Source organism: Prolixibacter bellariivorans ATCC BAA-1284, assembly GCF_000621705.1.
Taxonomy (GTDB): Bacteria; Bacteroidota; Bacteroidia; order Bacteroidales; family Prolixibacteraceae; genus Prolixibacter; species Prolixibacter bellariivorans.
The window spans coordinates 71,809-97,441 of sequence record NZ_JHXO01000010.1 but is presented as its reverse complement, the minus strand read 5'-3'; the positions used below and the strand labels follow the sequence as shown (position 1 = coordinate 97,441).

Annotated in this window: 25 protein-coding genes and 1 tRNA gene; 12 read left to right on the top strand and 14 right to left on the bottom strand. The window is 44.5% G+C overall.

Annotation, left to right across the window (positions count from 1 at the left end; genetic code table 11):
- The first annotated feature begins 135 nt into the window (after positions 1-135).
- The 3 genes from rplU (at position 136) to serS (ending at position 2,143) form a co-directional block, all read left to right on the top strand.
- A complete protein-coding gene (gene rplU, locus T426_RS0113805) occupies positions 136-447 on the top strand; it encodes a 50S ribosomal protein L21 (protein WP_027585857.1) in 312 nt (103 codons plus the stop codon).
- Between the two features lie 19 nt (positions 448-466).
- Positions 467-736 (top strand): 50S ribosomal protein L27, encoded by a 270-nt coding sequence (gene rpmA, locus T426_RS0113800; protein WP_025863109.1) that lies wholly within the window; start codon positions 467-469, stop codon positions 734-736.
- A gap of 132 nt (positions 737-868) precedes the next feature.
- Positions 869-2,143 (top strand): serine--tRNA ligase, encoded by a 1,275-nt coding sequence (gene serS / locus T426_RS0113795; protein WP_025863110.1) that lies wholly within the window; start codon positions 869-871, stop codon positions 2,141-2,143.
- A gap of 55 nt (positions 2,144-2,198) precedes the next feature.
- Here the strand turns inward: serS and T426_RS0113790 are convergent, their stop codons facing one another.
- The 3 genes from T426_RS0113790 to rlmH are packed head-to-tail and all read right to left on the bottom strand — an operon-like array spanning position 2,199 to position 7,130.
- Positions 2,199-2,975 (bottom strand): MBL fold metallo-hydrolase, encoded by a 777-nt coding sequence (locus tag T426_RS0113790; protein ID WP_025863111.1) that lies wholly within the window; start codon positions 2,973-2,975, stop codon positions 2,199-2,201.
- Entirely contained in the window at positions 2,953-6,651 is a 3,699-nt protein-coding gene (locus tag T426_RS0113785) for a sensor histidine kinase (protein ID WP_027585856.1), read from the bottom strand. The genes T426_RS0113790 and T426_RS0113785 overlap by 23 nt, the downstream gene beginning before the upstream one ends.
- 5 nt (positions 6,652-6,656) lie before the next feature.
- Entirely contained in the window at positions 6,657-7,130 is a 474-nt protein-coding gene (gene rlmH / locus T426_RS0113780) for a 23S rRNA (pseudouridine(1915)-N(3))-methyltransferase RlmH (protein WP_025863113.1), read from the bottom strand.
- A 153-nt stretch (positions 7,131-7,283) separates the two neighbouring features.
- Between rlmH and T426_RS0113775 the strand changes: the two genes are divergently transcribed.
- Genes T426_RS0113775 through T426_RS0113765 form a run of 3 tightly spaced genes read left to right on the top strand, consistent with a single transcriptional unit; the run spans position 7,284 to position 10,513 of the window.
- Positions 7,284-7,676 carry a DUF4783 domain-containing protein gene (locus tag T426_RS0113775; RefSeq protein ID WP_051568997.1) on the top strand — a complete coding sequence of 131 codons (393 nt, stop codon included), beginning with the start codon at positions 7,284-7,286 and terminating at the stop codon, positions 7,674-7,676.
- A gap of 24 nt (positions 7,677-7,700) precedes the next feature.
- Positions 7,701-8,672 carry a YihY/virulence factor BrkB family protein gene (locus T426_RS0113770; RefSeq protein ID WP_025863115.1) on the top strand — a complete coding sequence of 324 codons (972 nt, stop codon included), beginning with the start codon at positions 7,701-7,703 and terminating at the stop codon, positions 8,670-8,672.
- Entirely contained in the window at positions 8,669-10,513 is a 1,845-nt protein-coding gene (locus T426_RS0113765; protein WP_025863116.1) for a tetratricopeptide repeat protein, read from the top strand. The genes T426_RS0113770 and T426_RS0113765 overlap by 4 nt, the downstream gene beginning before the upstream one ends.
- Positions 10,514-10,526: 13 nt before the next feature.
- Here the strand turns inward: T426_RS0113765 and T426_RS0113760 are convergent, their stop codons facing one another.
- Positions 10,527-10,715: a hypothetical protein gene (locus T426_RS0113760; RefSeq protein WP_025863117.1), complete on the bottom strand. Its 189-nt coding sequence runs from the start codon at positions 10,713-10,715 to the stop codon at positions 10,527-10,529.
- A 212-nt stretch (positions 10,716-10,927) separates the two neighbouring features.
- Here T426_RS0113760 and ruvC point away from each other — a divergent pair, with 212 nt between their 5' ends.
- Complete coding sequence (gene ruvC / locus T426_RS0113755; RefSeq protein WP_025863118.1) at positions 10,928-11,479, top strand: crossover junction endodeoxyribonuclease RuvC; 552 nt, start codon at positions 10,928-10,930, stop codon at positions 11,477-11,479.
- 75 nt (positions 11,480-11,554) lie between these two features.
- Here the strand turns inward: ruvC and T426_RS0113750 are convergent, their stop codons facing one another.
- The 3 genes from T426_RS0113750 to T426_RS0113740 form a co-directional block, all read right to left on the bottom strand.
- The gene (locus T426_RS0113750; protein ID WP_025863119.1) at positions 11,555-11,947 is read right to left on the bottom strand and encodes an HIT family protein; all 393 of its coding nucleotides are present in this window, start codon (positions 11,945-11,947) and stop codon (positions 11,555-11,557) included.
- Between the two features lie 20 nt (positions 11,948-11,967).
- Positions 11,968-12,447 carry a transcription elongation factor GreA gene (gene greA, locus T426_RS0113745; protein WP_025863120.1) on the bottom strand — a complete coding sequence of 160 codons (480 nt, stop codon included), beginning with the start codon at positions 12,445-12,447 and terminating at the stop codon, positions 11,968-11,970.
- A 162-nt stretch (positions 12,448-12,609) separates the two neighbouring features.
- The gene (locus tag T426_RS0113740; protein ID WP_025863121.1) at positions 12,610-13,125 is read right to left on the bottom strand and encodes a hypothetical protein; all 516 of its coding nucleotides are present in this window, start codon (positions 13,123-13,125) and stop codon (positions 12,610-12,612) included.
- 39 nt (positions 13,126-13,164) lie between these two features.
- Here T426_RS0113740 and T426_RS25205 point away from each other — a divergent pair, with 39 nt between their 5' ends.
- Positions 13,165-13,593: a Rieske (2Fe-2S) protein gene (locus T426_RS25205; protein ID WP_025863122.1), complete on the top strand. Its 429-nt coding sequence runs from the start codon at positions 13,165-13,167 to the stop codon at positions 13,591-13,593.
- A gap of 74 nt (positions 13,594-13,667) precedes the next feature.
- Here T426_RS25205 and ahcY read toward each other — a convergent pair whose 3' ends face one another.
- Both ahcY and T426_RS0113725 read right to left on the bottom strand, forming a co-directional pair.
- Positions 13,668-15,086: an adenosylhomocysteinase gene (gene ahcY / locus T426_RS0113730; RefSeq protein ID WP_027585853.1), complete on the bottom strand. Its 1,419-nt coding sequence runs from the start codon at positions 15,084-15,086 to the stop codon at positions 13,668-13,670.
- A gap of 87 nt (positions 15,087-15,173) precedes the next feature.
- Entirely contained in the window at positions 15,174-16,109 is a 936-nt protein-coding gene (locus T426_RS0113725; protein WP_025863123.1) for a bifunctional riboflavin kinase/FAD synthetase, read from the bottom strand.
- A gap of 308 nt (positions 16,110-16,417) precedes the next feature.
- Between T426_RS0113725 and T426_RS0113720 the strand changes: the two genes are divergently transcribed.
- The 4 genes from T426_RS0113720 (at position 16,418) to T426_RS0113705 (ending at position 21,057) form a co-directional block, all read left to right on the top strand.
- Entirely contained in the window at positions 16,418-17,563 is a 1,146-nt protein-coding gene (locus tag T426_RS0113720; RefSeq protein WP_027585852.1) for a TlpA disulfide reductase family protein, read from the top strand.
- A gap of 197 nt (positions 17,564-17,760) precedes the next feature.
- Positions 17,761-18,510, top strand: coding sequence for a UDP-2,3-diacylglucosamine diphosphatase (locus T426_RS0113715; protein WP_234406390.1), 750 nt, complete (start codon positions 17,761-17,763; stop codon positions 18,508-18,510).
- Between the two features lie 5 nt (positions 18,511-18,515).
- Positions 18,516-19,601, top strand: a complete 1,086-nt coding sequence (locus T426_RS0113710) for a 3-oxoacyl-ACP synthase III family protein (RefSeq protein ID WP_025863126.1) — start codon at positions 18,516-18,518, stop codon at positions 19,599-19,601.
- Between the two features lie 94 nt (positions 19,602-19,695).
- Entirely contained in the window at positions 19,696-21,057 is a 1,362-nt protein-coding gene (locus T426_RS0113705; protein WP_025863127.1) for a DNA recombination protein RmuC, read from the top strand.
- A gap of 54 nt (positions 21,058-21,111) precedes the next feature.
- On the opposite strand, the gene clpX is transcribed toward T426_RS0113705, so the two are convergent.
- The 5 genes from clpX to lptB all read right to left on the bottom strand — a co-directional run bounded on the left by clpX (position 21,112) and on the right by lptB (position 25,630).
- A complete protein-coding gene (gene clpX, locus T426_RS0113700; RefSeq protein WP_025863128.1) occupies positions 21,112-22,332 on the bottom strand; it encodes an ATP-dependent Clp protease ATP-binding subunit ClpX in 1,221 nt (406 codons plus the stop codon).
- 78 nt (positions 22,333-22,410) lie between these two features.
- Positions 22,411-23,097: an ATP-dependent Clp endopeptidase proteolytic subunit ClpP gene (gene clpP, locus T426_RS0113695; RefSeq protein WP_025863129.1), complete on the bottom strand. Its 687-nt coding sequence runs from the start codon at positions 23,095-23,097 to the stop codon at positions 22,411-22,413.
- 121 nt (positions 23,098-23,218) lie between these two features.
- Positions 23,219-24,574, bottom strand: coding sequence for a trigger factor (gene tig, locus T426_RS0113690; RefSeq protein ID WP_025863130.1), 1,356 nt, complete (start codon positions 24,572-24,574; stop codon positions 23,219-23,221).
- Between the two features lie 128 nt (positions 24,575-24,702).
- Positions 24,703-24,787, bottom strand: a tRNA-Leu gene (locus T426_RS0113685).
- Between the two features lie 93 nt (positions 24,788-24,880).
- Positions 24,881-25,630, bottom strand: a complete 750-nt coding sequence (gene lptB, locus T426_RS0113680; RefSeq protein ID WP_025863131.1) for an LPS export ABC transporter ATP-binding protein — start codon at positions 25,628-25,630, stop codon at positions 24,881-24,883.
- Positions 25,631-25,633 lie beyond the last annotated feature (3 nt).

Genomic DNA, 25,633 nt, shown 5'->3' with positions numbered 1-25,633 from the left:
ATATTTTGGTTAATACTTTGGTAATCAAAACCAGAATGCATACTTTTGCAATCCAAATAAATCCGAGTTGGCTCTTCAAGTGATGTATATTAATTGTATATCCGCCTTCCGGACATAACAGTTAAAAGAACAGAAATGTACGCTATTGTAGAAATCGCCGGACAGCAGTTCAAGGTTGAAAAAGACCAGAAGCTTTTCGTACATCGTCTCCAGAATGAAGAAGGCGCTGACGTAGAATTCGACAAAGTATTGCTGGTTGACAACGAAGGCGAAGTAAAAGTTGGAACTCCCGTAGTGGAAGGGGCTAAGGTTACTGCCAAGGTGCTTACACACGTAAAAGGTGACAAAGTAATTGTTTTCAAGAAAAAGCGCCGGAAAGGTTACCGGGTAAAAAACGGACACCGTCAGTCTTTTACTCAAATTCAAATTGCTGAAGTAGTTGCGTAAACGTTAAAAACATTTTACCATGGCACATAAAAAAGGAGTAGGTAGTTCCAAAAACGGTCGCGAATCGGAAAGTAAACGACTGGGAGTGAAAATTTATGGCGGCCAGGTTGCCAAAGCTGGTAACATTTTGGTACGTCAGCGTGGTACCGCTCATCATCCGGGTGATAATGTAGGTATGGGTAAAGACCACACCTTGTTTGCCCTGATCGACGGAACCGTAAAATTCCAGAAAAAACGGAACAACAGATCCTACGTAACGGTAGAACCGTATGTAGAAGTTGCTGAATAAACGACCGTATTCAGCTCAACGATATTTATCTCCTGTTTTGTTACTCCGGTAATGAGGCAGGAGATTTTTTTATGCTTAAATTTGTCAACTATTCGCGATTAACAGTTAATTATAGAAAATAACATACCGACCATGTTAAGTCTGAAATTTATCCAGGAAAACCCTGATTTGGTTGTCGAACGATTGGCTGTAAAGCAGTTCGACGCGCGTGAGATTGTCGACCAGGTACTTGACTTGTACCGTAAGCGTAACGAAACCCAAAACGAAGTGGATTCGCGCAAAGCGGAAATGAATAAACTCTCGAAAGAGATCGGCATGTTGTTTAAATCGGGAAAAACCGATGAAGCCAATGCTGCCAAAGCCCGTACCGCTGAATTGAAAGAGTCGATTAAGGAGATGGATCAGGAGTTCGACCGGATAGATGAAGAGTTGATGAATCTGCAGGTGCAGTTACCGAATATTCCTTCGCCGCTGGTTCCTGAAGGAAAAACCGACGAAGATAACCTGGTGGTGGAAGAAGGTGGCGTAAAACCTGAATTGGGTGAAAATGCCAAGCCACACTGGGACCTGGCTGAGCAGTACGACCTGATTAACTTTGAACTGGGTGTGAAAATTACCGGTGCAGGTTTCCCGGTTTACAAAGGTTGGGGAGCCCGTTTGCAGCGAGCGCTCATTAATTTCTTTCTCGATCAGGCACGCGAAAACGGTTATACCGAAGTGCAACCTCCTTACGTGGTCAACGAAGCATCAGGTTTTGGTACCGGCCAACTTCCCGATAAGGAAGGACAGATGTACCATGCCACTGCCGACAATCTCTACCTGATTCCAACGGCAGAGGTTCCGGTAACCAACATTTTCCGCGATGTGATTGTGGATGCCAAAGAATTTCCGATTAAATACACTGCCTATTCGGCTTGTTTCCGCCGTGAGGCTGGTTCGTATGGAAAAGATGTTCGTGGATTGAACCGTTTGCACCAGTTCGACAAAGTGGAAGTGGTACAAATAGCACATCCAGATAAATCGTACGAAGTGTTGGATGAAATGGTGGGCTATGTAAAATCGCTGGTCGAAAAACTCGAACTGCCGTTCCGTGTCCTACGTCTTTGTGGCGGTGACATTAGTTTCACATCAGCACTCACTTACGATTTCGAAGTGTGGTCGGCCGCACAGGAACGTTGGCTGGAAGTTTCATCGGTTTCCAATTTCGAGTCCTTCCAGGCGAACCGCTTAAAATTGCGTTACCGCGAAGAAGGCCAGAAAAAGCCGCAGATTGCACATACGTTGAACGGAAGCGCACTGGCATTGCCGCGCATTGTTGCAGCTATTCTGGAAAATTACCAAACCGCGGACGGTATTCGCGTACCGAAAGTGTTGGTGCCTTACATGGGAACTGAAATCATGAATTAAGATCGATTATTAAGATAAAACTGGAAGCCGGTAGTTCACTGCCGGCTTTTTTTATTTAGAATTCCAGCGTTTGTCCTGTTCTTATCTGCATAAAAGGAAATTCCTGGTAAAAGCGGGTCAATGCGGGTAAGCCAGTACAATGTGACGGAATGACCCGGGTAACCTTGTGTTCCTTCATAAATTCAATGGTCTTTTCAACTCCTTCCGTTTCGCTGGTCAGGTGAAACCCACCAATGACGGCATATACCGGAAACCCTGGAATAACTTTCTGCGCATGCAGCACTATGTTGCAGATGCCGGCATGGGCACATCCTGAAATCACCACGAGTCCATGGTCAGTCAGTGCCACCATTCCTGAATCGTCGGGAACAAAATCATCGCTGCCATCTGCCAGCTCGAACGGCGTTTCTTTTGCCTCAAAATCCGTGACGCGGGGAATTTCGCCTAAAAACCAAAGTTCATCCGAAATGGGGTAGGGTTCGCGACTTTTAATAATCTCGAATCGTTTGGAGAGTTCTTCGCGACTTGCCGGCATACCCAGCGGTGAATGATCGGCTTTCCGGAAACGGGAAAGAAACACATCGGGATGCAATATGAGTGGCTTGTGCCCGAGATGCATCAAGCCATTGGCGTGATCCCAGTGACCGTGACTCAACACGATGGCGTCAATCGTTTTCAGGTCGATTCCTAAGATTCGGGCATTGTGAAGAATAATATCTGACGGTCCTGTATCGAACAGGATGGTTTGATCGGCCTCTATCAGAAAGGATAATCCATGTTCCGCACGGCAAACCTTGCCGGCTGTATTGTCATTCAGAATCGTGATTTTCATGGAGTTCTTTGTTGTATAATGGTAACCGGATAAAGAAACAGGTACCCTTATTGGGCGATGTCTCAAACCAGATTTTCCCGCTTAGGTTTTCGATAATGTTTTTGGTAATGGCCAGCCCCAGTCCCATACCACTGGTTTTGGTTGTGAAGTTTGGCTCGAATAACTTGCTTCTGAGCTCTTCGGCTACGCCAATTCCGTTGTCGGATACTTCTACCTGTGCGTATTCTGCTTCGGCATCCAGCCTGATCTCAATCGAACCTTTCCGGTTCCTGGGAATAGCTTGCATACCATTCTTCACCAGGTTGATGAAGGCCCGGCTCAGCTGTTCTTTATCAGCCAGAACAAATACCGGGCAACTGGATGACTGTTCGAAACGAACCGAGGCTTGTGGGTTGTTATCGAAAAGATTCGCAACTTCCTGAAGCCGGTCACATAAGTCCAATTTCTCGTAATGAGCTTTAGGCATCCGGGCAAAGTTGGAAAAGGCCGATGCAATAGCGGATAGTGTTTCTATCTGCTCGATGAGTGTTTTGGTTACTTGCTGGAAGTATTCATCGAAGTTTTCTTTTTCCTGTTGACGGGCACGTTGGAGATATTGAATACTCAGCTTCATCGGGGTGAGTGGATTCTTTATCTCGTGAGCAATTTGTCTTGCCATCTCCCGCCAGGCACTTTCGCGCTCCGAACGTGCCAACAAATCGGCACTTTCTGCCAGATCGTCCACCTTTAGGTTGTATTCTTTTACCAACCGGCCGATTTCGTCGTTGGCACGGTAGTCAATTTTGTCGTTGGCTTTTCCCAGTTGGATACCGCGCAGGTTCTCCTCGATGGTTCGCAACGGCGCCGTGATGCGGCTGCTAATGAATACCGCCACCATGACACTAATGAGGGTAAGGAAAATGTAGATGTTGAGGAAGGCCACAATAAAACCCGAAATTTGCTGCATCAACTCGTTTTGTTTGCTGAGGTAGGGAATGTTCAGGTAGCCTAACAGTTCGTTGTTGTTATTGAAAACCGGGACATACGATGAGTAAAAGGTCATGTTTCCCAACTTTTCCCGATGAAGATAATTGGTCCGGTGCTCCACCGACATGGCATAAAATGCCCGCGGATTCATTCTTGGAGCAGTCAAACCTCGTTCGTAAATTTCATCGCGCGAAGTGGCAATCAGCGTCCCGGATGTATCAAAGAGATTGACATCGACCCAGGAAATATCTGAAAGCTGAATCAATTCAAAATCGAGGTAATTCTCCATGTCGGGAGAAATCTGATCTTCGCGTCCCAACCTCATTTCCAGCTCAGCAGATACTGTTCTGATTTTTTCGTTCAGGTTTTCCTGAATAGATGCCTTGAATTGTGCATAGTTATAGGCAATAATACCAAATCCAATGATCAGTAGAGTTCCCAGCAAAATGGAAATGAGCGAGAATTGAATTTTTCGGCGGAAGTCCCAGTGTCGCCGGAAGAAATACCAGCCTTTCGGGTTCGTCAGACCGATCACCAGTAGCCCGGCGATGTAAGTAAGTAAAAACAAATATGGAAATGATGCCAGCCGTTTTACAAAAGACATTTTCGGGTAACTGACGACCGTATAATTGTCGCCACTGATGTGGTAAGCACAATGTGAATAGCCATCGAGATCGTAGAAGTAAAATTCCCCATTCCCGTGAAGGTATTCCTTAATAGATAATGTATATGCAAATTTACCGCTGCGATCGACCAATTGATTGTTGTAATATTTTGCATAGCAGAAGCCGTCGCGACGATTTTTACGCGCAGCCCGTTCGTCAAGCAGAAGCTCGGGGTAACCTTGTCCTTCCGGGATTAACCGGGAATTCAATTCCACAAAAACGGTAAGGGGTCTTCCATCGACTGCGCTTTTGAAGCCCATTTGTCCAAAGTAGGAGATGCGTCCGTTTAGCTTGTCCATGAAATAGAAATCGCTGCCCGGTATTTCCACTCCGCTTTGCGATACCATATTCTCGAAGAAAGCGTGACACGGATGCAAATCGTTGTCGGGTTTCACCAGCACACTATCCTGGTCACCGCAAACCGTTACCTGCAAATCATAATCGCGCCAAAAGCCGGTGAAATAGTTTTTTCGCAGGTATTGCTCCAGCACATCGTACGGTGGAACAAGAAGCGTTTGAAGAAGCGTATCGCGATGGAGACGTGGTTCCAAATCGGAAAGAAATAGCTCGGCTGCCGGGTCACGTTCCGATGCCAGGTTAACGGCCAGTACTTTTTGAATATTGGTATTGCGCTCCTGCACCTGAACAAATAGCATATGATCGAAAAGCAATGCTGCCAGGAGGGAATAAACGACAAGGAATGTTGTCCGGTATTTCAGTAAGGCATCGTAGCGAATAAAATAGAGCGCTGTAATAACAATGATGTAAAAAGAAAATGGAAACCAGTTGACCGCTTGTCCGCCCAGCATGAAAATGATAAGAGCCAATACGGCCGAAACAACTGCATATAAAAGATATTGTTTCAGGTTAAGAATACTACCGGCAATGAATCGCAGGCGAAGGACGATGAGCAGGAATCCCAGACACTGAAGGACCAGCGAAATGAATCCCAAAACATTGGGAAGGGAGATTCGCATTTCCTGGTAAAACTCAAAATCGATCGAAGAGTTCAGGATGAGAACCTGAAACAGAAAAATGGTGAATGTAAAATAGAATGCGGCAAAAAGAAATGGGAGTACCAGTGAAAAACGGCCCCATTTGGGGTGATGAAAATCTTTGACATCCAATGAACGGAAGAATACCAGCGCCACATAAAGTAATAACAAGGAGAGGAGGAAAAATTCGCCCAGTGAAGGCAGCCATGACCCGGCGGCAAAGTATACGGGTGAAAACAGCCGCAGGTATTCGAAAATAGCCGGTCGATCCAGTTGGTTAACGAGATAATAAATCCCGACAGCAATCAGTAAACTAAAAATGATTTTTACGGGTCCTCTAATAGGAGTTCGCAGGTTCAGTATTTGAACGGTATAGATTAATAAAAAGAGCAATGAGATAAAATACAAGCCGGATGGGAAATAAAGATCATATTCCGGAGAAACCAGTTCTCCGGTAGGTTCCAGCGAGAAATGAAATTTTCCATTGCTGTCGTTTACATTGTAAACAGGGTTGGCAGAAGGTTTTTTTTGAATTAAGAAGTCTGGCGGCAACCGGAAATCGTCCGGGAAATGATCACGAAGATATTTGTTGTGATATGGATAAACTTGTTTGAGCAGAATAAAACCGACCAATGTAAGGCTGTCTGCTTTTACCCGTTTGACCATATACCATCCTGTTGGCAACTTTTGAACTGACTCATCAGCTGAAATAAGCGGTAATGAATCGTCGAATGCAGTTTCAGATGACGTCCAGAATAGCAGCGAATCACCCCGATAAATATTGAATGAGATTCCTTCTTTTGACAGTTTATCCCAGTGGTTGGCAACCTTTAACGAATACCGGTCGGAGGAAACAGCGACAGGATGAAGTGCCACATTTTCCAAAACCTCATCGAGCACTGATTCTTTTTCCTCTACCACATGAGCAACATGAGTTACCTCGTGATGAAGTGTAGAATTGTTAAGAAGAAGGTGTTCCCCAAACCAGGCAACGCCCAGAAAAATAATAGAGAAAAGCAGTAGCCGGTGTTGACGCCAGATTTTTCGCATAGGATTTATTCGTGATGATAAGGTTCGCCATTTAAGATGCTCATGGCACGATAGAGTTGTTCAATGAAAATCAATCGGACCATCTGGTGAGAAAAAGTCATTTTCGACAGTGATAATTTCCCGTTTGCCCGTTCCTTAACCGCCGGTGAAAAACCATAAGGGCCGCCAATGACAAAAACCAGATGTTTTGTTCCGGCGACCATGCGTTTCTCCATCCATTTCGAAAAATCAACTGAACTAAGTTCTTCACCCTTCTCATCAAGCAGAATGAGTTGATCCATGGCGGTAACCTGATTTAAAATCAGGACGCCTTCTTTTTCTTTCTGTTGTTCGGTGGTCAGATTTTTACTGTTCTTGATATCCGGGATAGTTTTTATCTCAAATGGCAGATAATGAAACAGTCGTTTACCGTAAATATCGATTCCCTTTTTTAAATAATCCTTATCCGTTTTACCGATGACTACCAGTGTTACTTTCATGTTTCAATTTCCCTGAGTTATTTTGTGATGGTTAAATTTAATGATTTAAAAGGAGAGCCACTGTTCGACCCTTTCGAATTACAATATTTTTGTATCTTGCTTGATGTTTTGCATGATTGTTGCATGACTGTTTCGGTAACTAAATATAGCGATATGAAGAAAAAGGCAGGAAAAATTTTGATCGCCTTGTTCCTGTTTATCCTTCCGGCCACTGCACTATATGCACAAATGCCGGACCAAATTATTATCGGGTTAAGCTCCGGAAATGCAAAAACGCTGGCAGCTTACTTTAACGATAATGTTGAGCTTGTTATTTTAAACAGGGAAAACGTATGTTCGCAGGCTCAGGCAGAACAGATTTTGAAGGATTTCTTTACTAAAAATAAACCCAGGGAATTCCGGGTGATCCACCAGGGCGGAAAGGAAGATGCCCGCTACGCCATTGGTAGTCTGGATACAGGCAAGGAAACATTCAGGGTATATTTCTTATTAAAGAATAAGGGTAATAAGCCATTGATCCATCAACTTCGCATCGAGAAAGAGTAACCAAAATTACGCAACTGCTTGCTTATGCCTGTGACAGAAGTGAAGGAATATGTCCGCAAGCGGCTGGAACACATTCGGGAGCGGGCAAAGAAGATTTCATTACCAATTTTTGAAGATGTACCCCTTTACGATGTTGGTCTGTTTTTCTGGAAAGGAATTGAAAATGGTTCCATCACCACAAGGGCTTCAGCTATTGCTTTTAATATTATTTTGGCCATGTTTCCGGCCATCATTTTCATCTTTACTTTAATACCCTACGTTCCCATTGAGAATTTTCAGTCGGAATTACTGGGGTTGATTGAGAGCATTGTTCCGCAGAACGCTTTTGAAGCCATTAGCAGTACGGTGGAGGATATCGTTACGCAACCACACGGTGGATTATTGTCGTTCGGTTTCTTTTTCGCCCTGATTTTCGCTACGAATGGAGTTGATTCGTTGATTTCAGCATTCAATGCGACGGTACACGAAATGGATACCCGCTCGTGGTGGAACCAGCGGGTAGTTTCGTTGGCTCTGGTTATCATTCTCACATTATTGATGACGGTCGGAATTGCGTTGATCACTTTCGGACAGTTAGCACTTAATTTTCTGGTCGAGAAGCATATTCTGGTAAAAGACTTTACGTACTATTTACTGCAGGTCGGTAAGTGGCTGGTCATTTGTGCGATGTTCTTTTTCACCTTTGCGTTTTTATTCTATTACGCTCCCGCGCGGAAGTCCAAGTTTCGTTTCATTTCAGCCGGGGTGAGCCTGGCAGCTATTCTTTCATTGATTACTTCCCTGGGATTTTCTTTTTACATCAATAATTTTGGGCGTTATAACAAACTCTATGGTTCCATTGGTACGTTGCTCGTGGTGATGATTTGGATTTATTTCAATGCAGTAATTTTGTTGGTGGGATTTGAATTGAATGTGAGCATAGCGAACGCCCGAAAGAAGAATAAACGATTTTCAGCCGGTGAGATTGAAGAATTCTCTAACCTCGATTTAAAATGAAAAAGGGACAAACTTCCTTTACGATATACTTTTGCCTCCTGACATTCCTTTTCTTTTTCACAGGTATTCCTCAAGGATTTTCCCAGAAAAAGGATGCGAAGGTGATGATTCGAGAGCAGGCCAATCGCTATTACCAGGAGCAGAAATATGACAAGGCAGCCGAGCTTTTCAAATCCCTTTACAACGATACCGGAGCCGATGCCTACTTTGAGTATTACCTGCGATGTTTAGTTGAATCGGCTGATTATAAAACGGCCTTAAAAACCATCCGTCAGAAGTTTAGGGAAAGTAAACGGCCTAAATACCTGGTATGGCAGGGATACGTGTATAGTCGGGAAGGAGATAATAAACGTGCGCAGGAGAGTTACCAACAAGCTATCGACGGTCTTCAACCGGAACGTTCGCGTATTGTTGAGCTGGGAAATGCTTTTTATACGTTGGGTGAAATGGATTGGGCGGCCAGGGTCTACCAGGAAGCGCAAAAGAAATTTCCTTCGCAGGAATTTCATTACGAGCTGGCACAAATTTATTTCCGTACCCGGAATTATCCGTTGATGCTGAATGCTTATCTCGATTTGCTGAAATCGCAACCTAAAGCACTAACCATTGTTGAGGGGCGATTAATGACCGCATTTTACTACGATATCGATGGAGAGCTAAAGGATGAAATGCAGAAGACAATTCTGGCTCGTTTGCAGGCACAGCCTGGTAATGTGGTGTACAGCAAATTGTATGTTTGGTTTCTCATTCAGCAAAAAAATTATTCGGCAGCACTAAGTCAGGCACTGGCTCTCGATCGGAGAACCGGAAACGAAGCTTCTATTTTGTTGAATCTGGCTCAATTGGCAGCCAAAGGCGGAGCTTATTCCGAAGCACTTCGGGCATACGATTACCTGAAAAACCGAAAAGGCGACAATTCCTACCGGGAAGAAGCTCAGTTGAGGCAAACACAAGTTGCCTACCAACATTTTCTGGCCGACTTTCCTGAGCGACGAACAGCTGTTGATAGTCTGGATCAATTATTTCAGGAAACATTTCATCAGCTGGGAGAAGACCGTTACACCCTGTTTTTAATGGAAGACTATGCCCGTTTTTTGGCATTCTACCGGTATCAACCCGATAAAGCCATCAGTTTGCTGAAAAAAGCTGAAAAGATGCAGGGACTGAATCAGGCACAAAGAGGCGCGCTGAAGGTGGAACTGGCCGATTGCAATGTGTGTGCGGGCGATTATTGGGAAGCGGTTTTATTGTATGCTCAGGTAGACAAGGCAATGAGGGGAACGGCCCTGGCCGATGAGGCGAAATTCAAAAGAGCAAAATTGGCTTACTACATGGGCGATTTTAATTGGGTAAAGGCCCAAATGGATATTTTAAAAGGAAGTACGGCGAAGCTAACAGCCAACGATGCGCTGGCACTCTCTTTACTTATAGAGAGCCATGAAGCACCTGATTCGCTGAACAGCGATTTGCAAATGCTGGCTCGCGCGGATTTGAATCTGTTTTGCAATCGCACGGAGCAGGCACTTTCGGTACTCGATTCGTTGCAACAGAAGTTTCCTAGCAGCGATTTAGTTGAGGAGGTGCTTTCCCGTAAGGCAGAAATTTTGGTGAAGCTTCAGAAATACCCTGAGGCAGCAAAAGTGTACAGTGATTTATTGGCAAGGTATCCCGAAGGAAGAAATTGCGAGGAAGCCCGTTTCAGGCTTGGGCAGTTATATCAAGAGAAGTTGAATCTTCCGGATAAGGCCAAAGCTGTTTATAAGGACATTGTTTTGAATCATCCCGGCAGTATTTATATCGAAGAGGCACGAAAAAGATTCCGGACACTTAGGGAGAAGTAGGTTGGAGAAAAATCTATGATTCTACTTCGCGAACCAAAAAATGTACGAACGAGAAGAGGACAAAGACCAGAACAACAAAATCGAATTTTTTCATGTACCAGAAAATGGATATTGCGGTTAAGTAAATCATGGCAACGATGGCTGCCAGTTTCCAGGTCTTCAATAGCAGGGAGTCATTTTTCCCGGGGACTAGTTCTTTCATTTCAGCAAGGTCATAAGATGTGCATTTATACTTTATGCTAATTTTGGTCATAGGGTAACCCCGATTTCTCAACTTTTTGATGAACGTACGGATCTGGGTGGTGAAAGTACCGATCTGAGTGGTGAATGAACAGATTCGTTTTTTTTATTTTTTACAATTCACACTTCTTTTCGCTGATAAAACCGGTAAATTCGAACCGAAATTTAATTGTATTGGAAAAAGAAAAAACCATATTAGGAATAGACCCTGGTTCGAACGTGATGGGGTACGGAGTAATAAAAGTTGTTGGTACAAAAGCTCAGATTGTGACGTTGGGTGTGGTGAAGACGTCCGGATTTGGCGATCACTATCAAAAGCTTCGTCACATTTTTGAGCGGACCCTCTATTTGGTGGATGCTTTTCAGCCGGATGAGGCCGCTTTGGAAGCTCCGTTTTACGGGAAGAATGTACAGTCGATGCTGAAGCTGGGGCGTGCACAGGGGGTGGCTATGGCAGCAGCATTGTATCGCGGTGTTCCGATTTTTGAATATGCTCCGTTGAAAATCAAACAGGCCATCACCGGAAGTGGTTCTGCATCGAAAGAACAGGTTGCCTATTTCCTGAAACAGATGTTCAACATGGAAATACGTCCAAAGGAGTTGGATGCTACTGATGGTTTGGCGGCAGCGGTGTGCCACTACCTGCAGGGAAGAAATCCCGCCAAGGGAAAATCATATAATAGCTGGGAAGAGTTTATCCGGAAAAATCCGGACAGAATCAAATGAAATTGGTACCAGTAAAAAATAAAAAGGGACTGCAAATGCAATCCCTTTGTTGTAACAGGCAGATAATAAGCTGTATTATAATTCCTTTTTAATCTTTTCTGTAATTTCTTTGAATTCCTCTTCCGATAGTTTCAACTTCGGATTGGAAAAATTGATGTCTTTCTCACTTTGCATGGGCACCAGATGAATATGAGCATGAGGCACTTCCAGTCCCAATACAGCAACACCCACTTTTTTACAAGGAATGGCTTTCTTCAACGCCACGGCCACCCGTTTGGCAAATAACTGCAAACCGGCATACAACTCATCATCCAGGTCGAAAAGATAATCTACTTCTTTCTTAGGAATAACCAGTACATGCCCTTTGGCCAGAGGAAAAATATCGAGGAAGGCCAGGTAATTTTCATCTTCCGCTACTTTATATGCCGGAATTTCGCCTTCAACTATTTTCGTGAAAATGCTTGCCATGAATTAACGCTTTATCGGTACTAAACACCCATTTCAATATTTACCACTTCGAATGGAATAACACCCGAGGGAACTTGTATCTCGACCTCGTCGCCAATTTTCTTTCCCAGCAATCCTTGGGCAATGGGAGTGTTGACGCTGATTTTGCCGGCTTTCAAATCGGCTTCATGTTCCGACACAATGGTATAAGCCATTACGGCATTATTCTTTTTATTCTTGATGGTCACCTTGTTCAGAATCTGAACGGAAGAACAATCAATTTTCGATTGGTCGATAATGCGGGCGTTGGCTACCTGTTCCTGAAGTTTGGCAATTTTCGCCTCGAGCATACCCTGGGCATCTTTGGCCGCATCATACTCAGCATTCTCCGAAATATCGCCTTTTTCAATGGCTTCACCTATCTGCTTTGAAATTGCCGGCCGTTCAACCGACATCAGTTGTTCCAGATCAGCTTTCAATTTTTTTAAACCTTCAGCAGTTATATACGTAACCTTTGCCATTTGACTTATGATTTTTCGTTAACACATAAAAAAAACAAGAAGAATCCCGAAAAAAACGGAACTCTTCCTTTTGCTAAAACACAAATTTAAGGTTTTTCCTGAATATCCCACGAAGGATGTTGTAAAAAATGTTTTTTCACGAAAAACGCAACTATTCCATTTTCAATACTTACGGTTGATTATTTCGGAATAGATCACAGCTTTTCGCGGGTCAAAATCTCGTCGGATATTTTTCCTGAGTGAGTCCTTTTTCTCTTTATGATAGACCGATGGAGCCGTAATGTCTCCCGGCATTTTCGTCGCTTGTGCTTTCTTCAGAATTTCTTCAACTTTTTTCTGATCGATTTCCGGTTTACCAGTATCATACGAGGGTTCCATTTGCGGTTCGGGCTCGTTGGAAGGGTATTGTACCGGGTCAAACATCTCTTCCATATGGTCGAATAACGTACCGAACGGATCTTCACGTTGTTCATCCATTGGATTGTATACCTCGCGTTGCCGTTTGGGTTCTTCGTGATTATACTGTTCGCCGTTATCTTCCATTTGTTTCAGCCGTTGCTTTTTGCGCTGTTGCACAATAGCCTGTACTACGGAAGCTACAATTACCAGTATCAGGAAGATATAATCACCGAATCCGGCAGTATTTATTTCTGTAAGTAAAACAATGTTGCTTGGCATTTTTCTAAATTTGCTGCTGTGTTGCTAAATATACTAAAAATGTTGAAGGGATTATCGAAGCCATTGCTGCAATTTAGTTTGATCGTATTGTTTCTTCTAACTGCGAGCAGCTGTAAGAAGGATCAGCAACAGTTAATTCCCTATGTTCAGGTGGATTTTTATATCAACCTGGCAACGCATAATGATCTCTCTGTTCCCGGTAATTACGAGGTGTTTGCTAAAGGGTACACCGGGATTATTGTCATGAATAACGGCAATGGGTTTTATGCTTTCGACACCTGTTGTCCGTACGAAGCGCAGGCTGGTTGTACGGTTACCCCCGATGACAGTGGAATCGCTACATGTTCGTGTTGTGGTTCACAATACAGCCTTTTCGGTGGTGGTTATCCGATTGAAGGGCCTGCTACCCGAAATCTTCATCGATATCAAGTTACATCGACAGGGGGAAGATTGTGGGTGCATAACTAAATTCTTTCTCAGTAAAATAGAAAAGGGATGGCTATTCGGCGGCCATCCCTTTTTTATATGTTTCCAGTTGCCAATTAATAGCGGTAATGGTCGGGTTTGAATGGTCCGTTTTCCGGAACGCCGAGATAATCAGCCTGTTCTTTCGTCAACTTTGTCATCTTCACACCCAACTGTTCCAGGTGGAGACGTGCTACCTCTTCGTCGAGGTGTTTGGGAAGACGGTAAACATCTGTTTTGTAATCATTTTTCCAGAGGTCGAGCTGAGCCAGTGTTTGGTTGGTAAATGAATTACTCATCACGAATGACGGGTGACCAGTGGCACATCCCAAATTCACCAGACGACCTTCAGCCAGGAGGAAGATAGAATGTCCGTCAGGATATTCGTATTTGTCAACCTGCGGCTTGATATTCTTTTTGTTGATTCCTGGCCATGATTCCAGTTTCGATACCTGAATTTCATTATCGAAGTGACCGATGTTGCAGACAATTGCCTGATCTTTCATCTGAGACATATGCTCGGCGGTAATGATATCTTTGTTTCCGGTGGTGGTCACGTAGATATTACCTTCGCTCAGCGCATCTTCAACGGTTTTCACTTCGAAACCTTCCATGGCAGCCTGAAGAGCGCAAATCGGGTCAATCTCGGTAACGACCACACGAGCACCGTAACCACGCATCGAGCGGGCACAACCTTTACCAACGTCGCCATAACCACAAACCACAACTACTTTACCGGCAATCATCACATCGGTAGCGCGCTTGATACCGTCAGCCAACGACTCGCGGCAACCGTAAGTGTTATCGAATTTCGATTTGGTAACCGAATCGTTTACGTTAATGGCGGGGAAAAGCAATTCGCCGCGTTCCATCATCTGGTAAAGACGGTGAACACCGGTAGTGGTTTCTTCCGAAACACCCTTCAGGTCTTTCACAGCGTTAGCCCAACGATTTGGGTTTTCACTCAAAATACGCTTCAGTGCTTTATGCAACTCAACCTCGTCTTCGCCTTCTGTTTCTTTCTCCAGAACAGAAGCATCTTTCTCTGCTTTGTAACCCAGATGCACCATCAAAGTAGCATCGCCACCGTCATCAACAATCAGGTGCGGGCCTTTTCCATCGCCGAAATCCAGCGCGCGCTCCGTACACCACCAGTACTCTTCCAGTGTTTCACCTTTCCAGGCGAAAACAGGTACGTTGGCAGCAGCGATGGCAGCGGCAGCGTGATCCTGTGTGGAGAAAATATTACAGGAAGCCCAACGGACTTCGGCACCCAGTTCTACCAATGTTTCAATTAAAACGGCAGTCTGGATGGTCATGTGCAAAGACCCCATGATGCGGGCACCGGCCAGCGGCTTTTCTTTCCCGTGTTTGGCACGGATGGACATCAGTCCGGGCATTTCCTTCTCGGCAATCTCAATCTCTTTTCTTCCGAAATCGGCCAGCGAAATATCCCTGACTTTATAATCTGTTTTGGTATCAGTTACAACACTCATATTTAAACGATATTAATAATCACACAAAATTAACAAAAATAGAACGAAACCGAAGGCTGACAATCAACCATATTAATGGTGGAAAGCTTATTGACCTGAAAGGATTTTTTGCGCACTTTCTTGGTCCTTTTCCAGCTGTTCGCGTAATGCATCCACTGAGTCGAATTTATGCTCGTCGCGGATTTTTCCCACAAAGTAAAGTGTTAGTTCATGCAGGTAAATATCCTCATTGAAATCAAAAATATGTACTTCAATGCTGCGATGATCTGCATTATGGCTTATCGTCGGACGCGTTCCGATATTCAGCATTCCTTTGTAATAGGTATTGTCAACTTTTACTCTTACAGCATAAACGCCGTCATGTGGAATAAGTTTGTGCTCATCAAGCGTTTCGATGTTAGCCGTTGGAAATCCCAGTTTACGTCCCAGCTGATTACCGGCAATGACTTTCCCGGTTAGGGTATAATCGTATCCCAGATAACGATTGGCTCTGGCCACGTCCCCTGTTTCCAGCGACTGCCGTATTTTCGTCGAACTGACATTGACATCCTCCATCAGGAGTACATCAAGCTGTTCAATGGTAAAATGAAGTTCTTTCGAAAGTTCTTTCAGTACCGTATAGTTTCCCTCGCGGTTCCTTCCCAGCTTGTGATCGTACCCAACCACCAGGTGGCTGATGTTCATTTTCTCGACCAAAACCGTCCGGACAAAATCTTCGTAAGAAAGTTTGGAAAATTCGTTGGTAAACGGAAAAACAACCAAATGGTCGATGCCAATTTCCTTTAGTAACTCAATTTTTTCGTCCCGGGTTGTCAGTAAGCGCAGATTATTTTCCTCGGGGCTAACGACTAACCTGGGATGCGGATAGAACGTAAAAATCACCGACTCCCCATTAACCGAATCGGCAATTTTCTTTAAACGGGAAATAACCTGTCGGTGTCCCAGATGCACTCCGTCGAACGTTCCTATGGTAATCACCGGTTTGCCGGCACTAAAATGTTCAAGTCCGTTATGAATCTCCACTTGTGGTAAATTTTATTCGCGACAAAAATAAAGAAAAATAAGTATGTCGGAGGTTCAGAAAAACAGCTAATCGGCAGGGAATGTTTTACAAACCTTTCGGAAGATGTTAAGTTATCCGCGGAATTTATATTTTTGCTCCCTGCATAGCTGTCTTATTTTGTGAATACGACGATGCAAACCGACACGCAAAATCCGGGTGACAATCGTCCGGAGTTTGCGTCAGACTAAAACCACAGGTGAGATAAAGCTTTTCGATTTACTGGAATGACGAGAAGGCACCTTAACCTTTGAAGAAAAGAAAACAGCACATGAAAAAATTGTTTTTTGCAGTAGCCATTCTTTTTCTGCTCTATTCGTGCGGAGAAAAAACCAATTTTTCTGTTTCGGGAACCATCAACGGCGCCAACGGAAAAATGATATACCTGAATGAGCTGAAAGTTAGTTCACAGATTCCGGTTGATTCGGTGAAAGTGGACAATAAAGGACAGTTCGAGCTCAAAGGCAATGCGACAGAGCCCACGTTCTACCTGTTGAAATTCAATGATCACAACTTCGTGACCCTGTTGCTCGATTCAACGGAGCATGCAACCGTAGCCGGAAGCTATCAAAACCTTCCGTCGGATTATTCGGTGAAGGGGTCTTTAGGTTCAAAACTGGTCAGAGAACTGAATATACATTATACCGACGTAAAGCACCAACTCGATTCTCTCAGCAATCTGTTCGATACGCATAAACAGGATGCGAATTACGACAGTGAGCGGAAACAGTGGAATGACGAGTATGTAGCGTTGAAAAACAAGCACGCGGCTTACCTTAAGAAATTCGTAATGGACCATCCGTTTTCGTTGGCAAGTGTGATGGCGCTTTACCAAAAATGGGACGACGGTAATTTCATTGTTCAGGATTTACATACAATGAAAGTAGCAGCATCGGCATTGTCGGCCATGTTTCCGAACAGCAGCCAGGTAAAAGCATTGCATTCCAACACGCTACAAATTATGCGTCAGGAGAACAGTCGCAAAATGACGCAGTTGATAAAAGAGGCAGGTCAGAATAGTCCTGATATCACGCTGCCGAACATTAATGGAAAGGAAGTTTCACTTTCATCGATGCGCGGGAAATATGTTTTGGTTCAGTTTTGGGCCGGACAGGATCGTGATTCACGCGTTATGAATCCTGTTTTGGTGGCCAATTACCGCAAATATCATCCGAAGGGATTCGATATTTACCAGGTGAGTATCGATACCAGCCGTACAGCATGGATCAATGCGATTGAGGCAGATCATCTCGACTGGACGAATGTTGGGGACATGGAGGGGAGTGCTCAGGCTGTAAGAAATTACAACATCCAATCCATTCCTTCCAACTATCTGTTGGGCAAGGATGGTTCCATTCTGGCTAAAAACCTGATGGGGCCGGCTCTTAACAATGCGTTGCAAAAATATTTGAAGTGATATTTCATTCGAAATAATCCGGAAAAAGACCAGCGCAGAGTTGGTCTTTTTTCTTTTTATACCGGATGAAAACAGTGCTGCAAAGCATTTTTACACTTGAATTCTTCGTTTTTACATCTATATTTGCAGTGATTTTGAAATGAGAAATAGATTCGTATACAGGTAGTAGGGTGACGTCTCGCAACAAAATATATTTCGTGTCGGATGTGCATCTTGGGGCACCGGCTTTAAAGAACAATCGTGAGCGGGAAAAGCTGTTTGTCTCATGGCTTGAGGAGATCAGTCGCGATGCCGAGATGATTTTCCTGATGGGGGATATTTTCGACTTTTGGTTTGAGTACAAAAGAGTCGCTCCTCGCGGATTCGTCAGGGTACTGGGGAAAATAGCAGAAATAACAGATAAAGGCATTCCTGTGCATTTCTTTACAGGAAATCACGACGTATGGGTGTTTGATTATTTACCGTCCGAAACCGGAGTTATTGTCCACCGGGAGCCGTTTGAAACCGAGATAAAGGGCAAACGATTTTTTCTGGCACATGGCGACGGCCTGAATCCTTCCGATAAAGGCTACATGTTTATCAAGTCCCTCTTTCATAATCGCACAGCTCAGTGGTTATTTTCCAGACTTCACCCCAATTTTGCTTTTGGCCTGGCGCATCGCTGGTCGAAACACAGCCGATTGTCCAACGGAATTGAAGGAGCAAAATTCATGGGCGAAGAGAAGGAGGAACAGATTTCGTTTGCCCGGAAAATGATTAACGAGGGAAAACACGTTGATTACTTTGTTTTTGGACACCGTCACCTGGCACTCGAATACAACCTGAATGAGGAGAGCAAGTTGTTTTTATTGGGAGAATGGATTAGGGAGTATTCTTACGGTGTATATGACGGTACTGATTTTCGACTGGAAAAAATTCATAATACTCCCCCAACGGGGAAAAATTAAATTGTATGGATAAGAAGCTTTATACCGTTATTGTCGGTAGTGGTTCGTATATTCCTCCAGTAGTAATACCGAACGACCATTTCCTTGATTGGGAGTTTCACGACCCGGCAACCGGAGAGAAGTTTGATCGGCCGAACGCCGAGATCATTCAAAAATTTAACGAAATTACCAATATCGAAGAGCGCCGTTATGCAGAGCCGGAACACAAAACAAGTGATTTGGCAGCCTTTGCAGCGAAAGACGCCATCGAGTCTTCCGGGTACGACGCTGAATCATTCGATTTCCTGATTGTGGCCAACAACTTTGGCGACATGGACATAAACAACCCGCGTACCGATATCATGCCTCCCATTTCCACGCGAGTGAAACGGATGCTGAACATCAAGAATCCGGCATGTATGTGTCATGATGTAGTAGCCGGATGTCCCGGATGGACCACGGCGATGATTGTCGCCGACTCTTACATTAAGAGTGGCAATTTCAAGCGTGGCCTGGTTATCGGCTCGGACGTTAATTCTCGCGTACGTGATCCGCATGATCGTGATTCGATGATTTTTTCCGATGGTGCGGGAGCGGTGATTGTGGAAGCCCGCGAAAGCGATGTACCGGTCGGCATTATATCACATGCCAGTCGCGCCGATGCCATTGATGGTGGAGAGTGGCTAAAAATGGCTGAATCGGTCAATCCGGCTTACGACGGAAATGAGTTGTATATCCGGATGATGGGTAACAAAGTATATGTTTATGCCTTATCCGTTGTTCCCGGAGTTGTGAGGAAAAGTCTGGAAGATGCGGGTCTTGGACTGGAGGATGTGAGCAAAGTGTTGATTCATCAGGCCAATGAAAAAATGGATGATGCCATTCTCGGGCGTTTGTTCAAACTCTATGGTAAGCGAAGCTATCCGAAGGATTTGATGCCAATGACCATCCGTAAATTTGGTAACTCCTCTTCAGCAACGGTGCCTACGCTGTTTGATTTGATCAGCAAAGGCAAGATGGAGGATCATACATTTAATTCAGGCGATAATATTGTTCTCACATCTGTTGGTGCGGGAATGATAATCAATTCGATTATTTACCGGATTCCCTGAAAATAATTACAACAAAATAGTTGGCGCACCATCGGTTGAAACGATGCGTGCGCTTTTTTTATACCTTTAAGCAAACCTGAAATCTCAACGCAAAATGGAAATTGTTTTTTTAGTTACAGGAGTTGTTGTTGGTGTGGCAATCGGCTGGCTTATTCAACGTTCCAAAGTCAAAGCTGCTGAAATGGTTGGAGCACAAAATTTGGCAAAAACGGAGCAGGAATTTATGACCCAATTGGCTTCCGCCGATAAGGAAAAATCGCTGGCGGAACAACAGACCAATTCACTTAAATTGGAGCTGGAGGAGTGGAAAAAGGTATTGAATGGGGAGCGGGAGAAAAGCGAAATTTTGAATCGGCATTTGGCTGAGGCACAGACCGACTTGCGAAACATGCAGGAAAAGTTGGAAAATCAGGCCAAAGAGCTGGAACAGATTCAGAAGAAGTTCACGACCGAATTCGAAAATATTGCCGGGAAAATACTGAAAGAAAACTCGAAGGAATTTACCACAGTCAACCAGAAAAATATCTCGGATATTCTCAATCCACTGAAGGAGAAGATTCAGCTATTCGAAAAGAAGGTGGAAGACACCTACGAAAAAGGCTTGAAGGATCAGACCGATCTGAAAGCTGAATTAAAAAAGCTGCAGGATTTGAATCTGAAGATTTCAACCGATGCGCAAAATCTGACCCAAGCATTAAAAGGTGATGTGAAGAAGCAGGGAAACTGGGGCGAGATTGTACTGGAACGTGTACTCGAACGTTCAGGCCTGACGGAAGGGCAGGAGTTTGAACGTGAGGTAGTGGATACGAACATGGAAGGGAAAGTTATTCGTCCCGACGTGATTGTGCATCTTCCTGATAAGAAGCATTTGATTATCGATTCCAAGGTTTCGCTGGTTGCTTATGAGCGATTGGTAAACGCGACGACTGATGAAGAACGTGAAAAAGCGATGAAGGAACATCTGCTGTCGCTGCGCACGCATGTGAAAACGTTGAGCGAGAAACATTATCCATCGGCAAAGAATTTAAATGTACCGGACTTTGTTCTGCTCTTTTTGCCCATTGAGTCGTCATTTAGCGTTGCAGTTCAACAGGATCAGGATTTGTTTGGCTATGCCTGGGACAATAAGGTTGTGATTGTCAGTCCTTCTACTTTGCTTGCCTCGCTCCGGACCATTGCATCCATTTGGCGGCAGGAGAACCAGACACGTAATGCGATAGAAATTGCCCAGCAGAGTGGGTCATTGTATGATAAATTTGTCAATTTCATCATTGATTTGGAGAAAATTGGAAAGGGGCTGGATAGTGCCCGCGACAATTACGACAAAGCAATGAATAAGTTGCATACCGGTCGGGGCAACCTGGTGCGGACAGCGGAAAAAATCAGGGTGCTCGGTGCTAAGGCGCAAAAGGAAATACCCGATAAATTTATTACGGACGAAGCATTGCCCGAATAACAAGAAAGGGTGTCCAAAACGGGCACCCTTTTTTATGTTGTTTTCGAAAACAGCTTAGCTTGCTTTGAGGCGGGTTGCACTCAGGCGATTAATCTTCTCGCTGGCAAATTCTTTCTCGATAACGATTTCTGCTTCACCTTCTTCGGTTGATGGCATATCATACATGGCATCAATCATGATGGTTTCGCAGATGGAACGCAATCCGCGGGCGCCCAGCTTAAACTCGATGGCCTTGTCAACAATGTAATCAAGGGTGTCATCCGCAAATTCGAGTTTGATGTTATCCATATGAAACAGCTTGATGTACTGCTTGATGATGGAGTTTTTGGGTTCGATTAATATGCGGCGAAGGGCTTCCCGATCCAGTTGGCTGAGATAAGTCAGAACGGGCAGACGACCGATGATTTCAGGAATGAGTCCGTATGAGCGAAGGTCCTGCGGTGATACATATTGCAGCAGGTTTTCCCGATCGATTTTTTCGGTATCCTTGCTGGCATTGTAACCCACCACTTTGGTGTTCAGTCGCTGACCGATTTTCCGATCAATGCCTTCGAACGCACCTCCACAGATGAATAGGATATTTTTGGTATCCACCGGAATCATTTTTTGTTCCGGGTGTTTACGGCCACCTTGCGGTGGAACATTCACGACCGCACCTTCCAGCAGTTTCAATAACCCTTGCTGAACACCTTCGCCTGAAACATCGCGCGTGATAGAGGGATTATCACCTTTACGGGCAATTTTGTCAATCTCATCAACGAAAACAATGCCACGCTCAGCAGCTTCAATATTGTAGTCGGCTGCCTGGAGCAGACGGGTGAGCAAACTTTCAATGTCTTCGCCCACATAACCGGCTTCGGTCAATACCGTGGCATCCACTATCGTGAACGGCACATGCAGCATCCGGGCAATGGTTTTGGCCAGCAATGTTTTTCCGGTCCCGGTAGGACCAACCAGGATGATGTTCGATTTTTCAATTTCGGTTCCGTCATCCTCTACCTTTTGGTTTAACCGTTTGTAGTGATTGTAAACGGCTACCGAAAGAATCTTTTTAGCATCGTCCTGTCCAATAACGTATTGGTCGAGAAATTCTTTAATCTCCCTGGGTTTCTTCAACTCAATACCGCTCAGGTCAAATCCGTCGCTCTTTTTGAATTCCTCTTCAATAATGGCATGAGCCTGCTCGATACAGTTGTCACAAATGTGACCTTCCATACCGGCAATCAAAAGATTAACATCTTTCTTTTCTCTACCACAAAATGAACATCTATCCATATGCTGTTTTATCGAAAAAAGGAGCTGAAAAACCGTTGGCTCTTCACCCCTTTATCTATTTTCAAGAAATCGTTTTCTTTATTTCTTCACTTTATCTCTTGTCAGAATATCGTCAATCATTCCGTAATCCTTGGCTTCCTGTGCAGTCATCCAGTAGTCACGGTCCGAATCCTTCTCGACTTGTTCAAAAGGTTGTTTGCTGTGATAAGCAATGATCTCGTACAGTTCCTTTTTCAGTTTCATGATTTCGCGGGCCGTGATTTCGATATCGGAAGCTTGTCCCTGTGCACCACCCATAGGCTGGTGAATCATGATGCGGGAGTGTGGAAGCGCTGAACGTTTCCCATCAGTTCCGGCAGTCATCAGCACAGCAGCCATCGATGCCGCCATTCCGGTACAGATTGTTGCTACATCGCAGCCAATGTATTGCATGGTATCGTAAATTCCCAAACCGGCGTGAACCGAACCTCCCGGAGAGTTGAAATAAATCTGGATATCTTTTCCCGGGTCAGATGATTCAAGGAAAAGCAACTGTGCCTGAATGATATTGGCCACATAATCGTCGATGGGAACACCGAGGAAGATGATGCGGTCCATCATCAGACGGGAAAACACGTCCATAGAGGCAACATTCATCTGACGTTCCTCAATAATGGTCGGGGAAATATAATTGGCGTAAACAGAATTATAGCGATCGAGGGTCAGGCTGCTGATCCCCATGTGTTTGGTCGCATATTTACGAAACTCGTCACTATTTGAATTCATACTGTATTGATTTAAATAAAAAAACTTTGTGATGCCGGACAATTCTCTGTGCTTTAACTGCACGGAGAACGGCCCGCTCCACAAAGTTATAAAAATATGGTATTAAAGGCGGTTGGCCTGTTTATTTTTCAAAGAGCTTGTCGAACTCTTCCTGGCTCACCTCTTTTTCTTCGATGTTTACTTTTTCTTTGATGACTTCCAGAATTTTGTCTTCCAGTTTTTTCTCTACCATTCTGCGGCGTTCTTCTTCATTCTGCAGAATCGAGTTAGCAAACTGGTCGAGGTGCTCGTCCGGTACGTCCATCATACCGTACTGGCGGAACTGCATCAATGCCATTTCGCGGGCCATGTCACGAATTTCAGCTTCTTCCACTTTCAGTTCGTTCTCTTTACCCAGCTTGTTCTTAATTAGCTGCCATTCGAGATCGGTACGGAAGTTTTCAAAGTCCGTGTCAATTTGTTCTGCAGTCAGATTCTCGTTGGTAGCCACCAACCAGCGTTTCAGGAATGCTTCAGGCAATTCAATTTTAGCGCTCTTGGTCAGTACTTCTTTCGCATCAACCAGGAAGCGGTAATCGCTTGAATATACCAGGTTATCCTTCAATTCTTCCGCGATTTTATTCCGCATATCTTCTACGGTCTTCACTTCCGAATCTTCGCCATAAATTTTAGTTACCATCTCTTCATTCACCTCAGCGGGAACGAACGTGTTGATAACATTGATGGTATAGTTGAATTCAGCATTCAGCGCATGAGAAGCATCGTGATCCAGGTTCAGCATGTGACCTACTTCGTGGTCATTCTCGAAAGCAACTTTCGGATCGAAACGAATCACATCACCAACTTTAGCTCCAATGAACTGTTTTTTGATGTCTTCATTTTTAATCAGGTCAACTGAAACCAGAACATCTTTAGCTTCGATGCCGCCTTCTACAACGTTTCCTTCAGCATCCAACTCAACGAAGTCACCACGCATGGTCTCTTTTTCGCCTACCTCTTCAGCTGCGACGTTGGTGCCGAAACGGTTGGTGTAGCTTTCTACCTGTTTGTCGATCAGCTCGTCATCAACCTTGATGAGATAGTAAGGAAGTTTCCTGCGCTTATCGAGCGTGACATTGATTTCGGGAGACATCGCAATGTCGAAAACAAACTCGAAGTTTTCGTCTTTGTCCCAGTCAATAGCCGGCTGTTTCTCTTCGTTAGGAAGCGGTTCGCCCAGAATATCCAGTTTTTCCTCGCTGATATATTTCATGAGCTCGCGACTAAGAATCTTGTTTACTTCTTCGGCCAGGAGCGATTTTCCGTACATTTTTTTGATTAGCCCAGCAGGAACCTTCCCTTGACGGAAGCCAGGCATATTAGCTTTCTTACGGTAATCCTTCAGTGCTTCGTTCACCGTTGCCTCATAATCGTTTTTTTCAACGGTTAGTGTGACAACAGCATTCAAATCATCGATGTTTTCTCTGGTGATGTTCATAACGTTTTTCTTGAGTGATTTTAAATGCCTGAGGGAAGAGTCCGGCGAGCGTCCCTTCCTGCTAAAAACATCCATTTAAAAAACCGCCTCTGCAATCCGGCACCCGGAAGCGAAGGCGGTTAAGGTAATGGTGCGGACGGAGGGACTCGAACCCACACGCCTTACGGCACCAGATCCTAAGTCTGGCGCGGCTACCAATTACGCCACGTCCGCTTTTTTTTGGCGGTGCAAATATAGTGTAATTTTTTAAAACAACTAAATTGTGAGCAATTAATTAAGCACTTTGGAATGACGCAAATGAGCTACCTATTGTGGCTTGGTTTCACGTTTTCCTCTTCTTAGTTCGAAGTTTTTGCCGAGATAAACCTTGCGCACATCTTCGTCTGCCGCCAATTCCTCTGCCGTTCCGCTTTTTAGAATATTACCGTCAAACAATAGGTACGAGCGGTCGGTAATGGAGAGGGTTTCGTGTACGTTATGGTCGGTAATCAGGATGCCAATGTTTTTGTCCTTCAGGCGATAAACAATTTGCTGAATATCTTCCACCGCAATGGGGTCGACTCCGGCAAATGGTTCATCCAGAAGGATAAAAGCGGGGTTGATGGCAAGAGCACGGGCGATCTCCGTTCGACGGCGTTCGCCTCCCGAAAGTTGAATCCCTTTACTTTTCCGGATGCGTTGTAATCCAAATTCATCCAGTAACGATTCCAGTTTCTCCTTCTGGTATTCCTTCGAGAACTTGGTCATCTCGAGAACAGCCTTGATATTGTCTTCCACACTCAACTGCCGGAAAACCGAAGCTTCCTGGGCCAGATATCCGATGCCAAGCTGCGCTCTTCGGTAAACCGGATAGGAAGTAATATCTTTATCGTCCAGGAAAATACGACCACCGTTGGCACGAATCAGGCCCACAATCATATAAAATGATGTGGTTTTTCCTGCACCGTTTGGTCCCAGCAGCCCGACAATCTCTCCCTGCTGCACATCAATCGACACTCCTTTCACAACGGTGCGTTTCCGGTATTTCTTAACAATATTTTCAGCCCTAAGCTTCATAAT

Coding starts and splice junctions, on each gene's coding strand:
- rplU (WP_027585857.1), top strand. CDS start 136: ATGTACGCTATTGTAGAAATCGCCGGACAGCAGTTCAAGGTTGAAAAA.
- rpmA (WP_025863109.1), top strand. CDS start 467: ATGGCACATAAAAAAGGAGTAGGTAGTTCCAAAAACGGTCGCGAATCG.
- serS (WP_025863110.1), top strand. CDS start 869: ATGTTAAGTCTGAAATTTATCCAGGAAAACCCTGATTTGGTTGTCGAA.
- T426_RS0113790 (WP_025863111.1), bottom strand. CDS start 2,975: ATGAAAATCACGATTCTGAATGACAATACAGCCGGCAAGGTTTGCCGT.
- T426_RS0113785 (WP_027585856.1), bottom strand. CDS start 6,651: ATGCGAAAAATCTGGCGTCAACACCGGCTACTGCTTTTCTCTATTATT.
- rlmH (WP_025863113.1), bottom strand. CDS start 7,130: ATGAAAGTAACACTGGTAGTCATCGGTAAAACGGATAAGGATTATTTA.
- T426_RS0113775 (WP_051568997.1), top strand. CDS start 7,284: ATGAAGAAAAAGGCAGGAAAAATTTTGATCGCCTTGTTCCTGTTTATC.
- T426_RS0113770 (WP_025863115.1), top strand. CDS start 7,701: ATGCCTGTGACAGAAGTGAAGGAATATGTCCGCAAGCGGCTGGAACAC.
- T426_RS0113765 (WP_025863116.1), top strand. CDS start 8,669: ATGAAAAAGGGACAAACTTCCTTTACGATATACTTTTGCCTCCTGACA.
- T426_RS0113760 (WP_025863117.1), bottom strand. CDS start 10,715: ATGAAAGAACTAGTCCCCGGGAAAAATGACTCCCTGCTATTGAAGACC.
- T426_RS0113750 (WP_025863119.1), bottom strand. CDS start 11,947: ATGGCAAGCATTTTCACGAAAATAGTTGAAGGCGAAATTCCGGCATAT.
- greA (WP_025863120.1), bottom strand. CDS start 12,447: ATGGCAAAGGTTACGTATATAACTGCTGAAGGTTTAAAAAAATTGAAA.
- T426_RS0113740 (WP_025863121.1), bottom strand. CDS start 13,125: ATGCCAAGCAACATTGTTTTACTTACAGAAATAAATACTGCCGGATTC.
- T426_RS25205 (WP_025863122.1), top strand. CDS start 13,165: ATGTTGAAGGGATTATCGAAGCCATTGCTGCAATTTAGTTTGATCGTA.
- ahcY (WP_027585853.1), bottom strand. CDS start 15,086: ATGAGTGTTGTAACTGATACCAAAACAGATTATAAAGTCAGGGATATT.
- T426_RS0113720 (WP_027585852.1), top strand. CDS start 16,418: ATGAAAAAATTGTTTTTTGCAGTAGCCATTCTTTTTCTGCTCTATTCG.
- T426_RS0113710 (WP_025863126.1), top strand. CDS start 18,516: ATGGATAAGAAGCTTTATACCGTTATTGTCGGTAGTGGTTCGTATATT.
- T426_RS0113705 (WP_025863127.1), top strand. CDS start 19,696: ATGGAAATTGTTTTTTTAGTTACAGGAGTTGTTGTTGGTGTGGCAATC.
- clpX (WP_025863128.1), bottom strand. CDS start 22,332: ATGGATAGATGTTCATTTTGTGGTAGAGAAAAGAAAGATGTTAATCTT.
- clpP (WP_025863129.1), bottom strand. CDS start 23,097: ATGAATTCAAATAGTGACGAGTTTCGTAAATATGCGACCAAACACATG.
- tig (WP_025863130.1), bottom strand. CDS start 24,574: ATGAACATCACCAGAGAAAACATCGATGATTTGAATGCTGTTGTCACA.
- lptB (WP_025863131.1), bottom strand. CDS start 25,630: ATGAAGCTTAGGGCTGAAAATATTGTTAAGAAATACCGGAAACGCACC.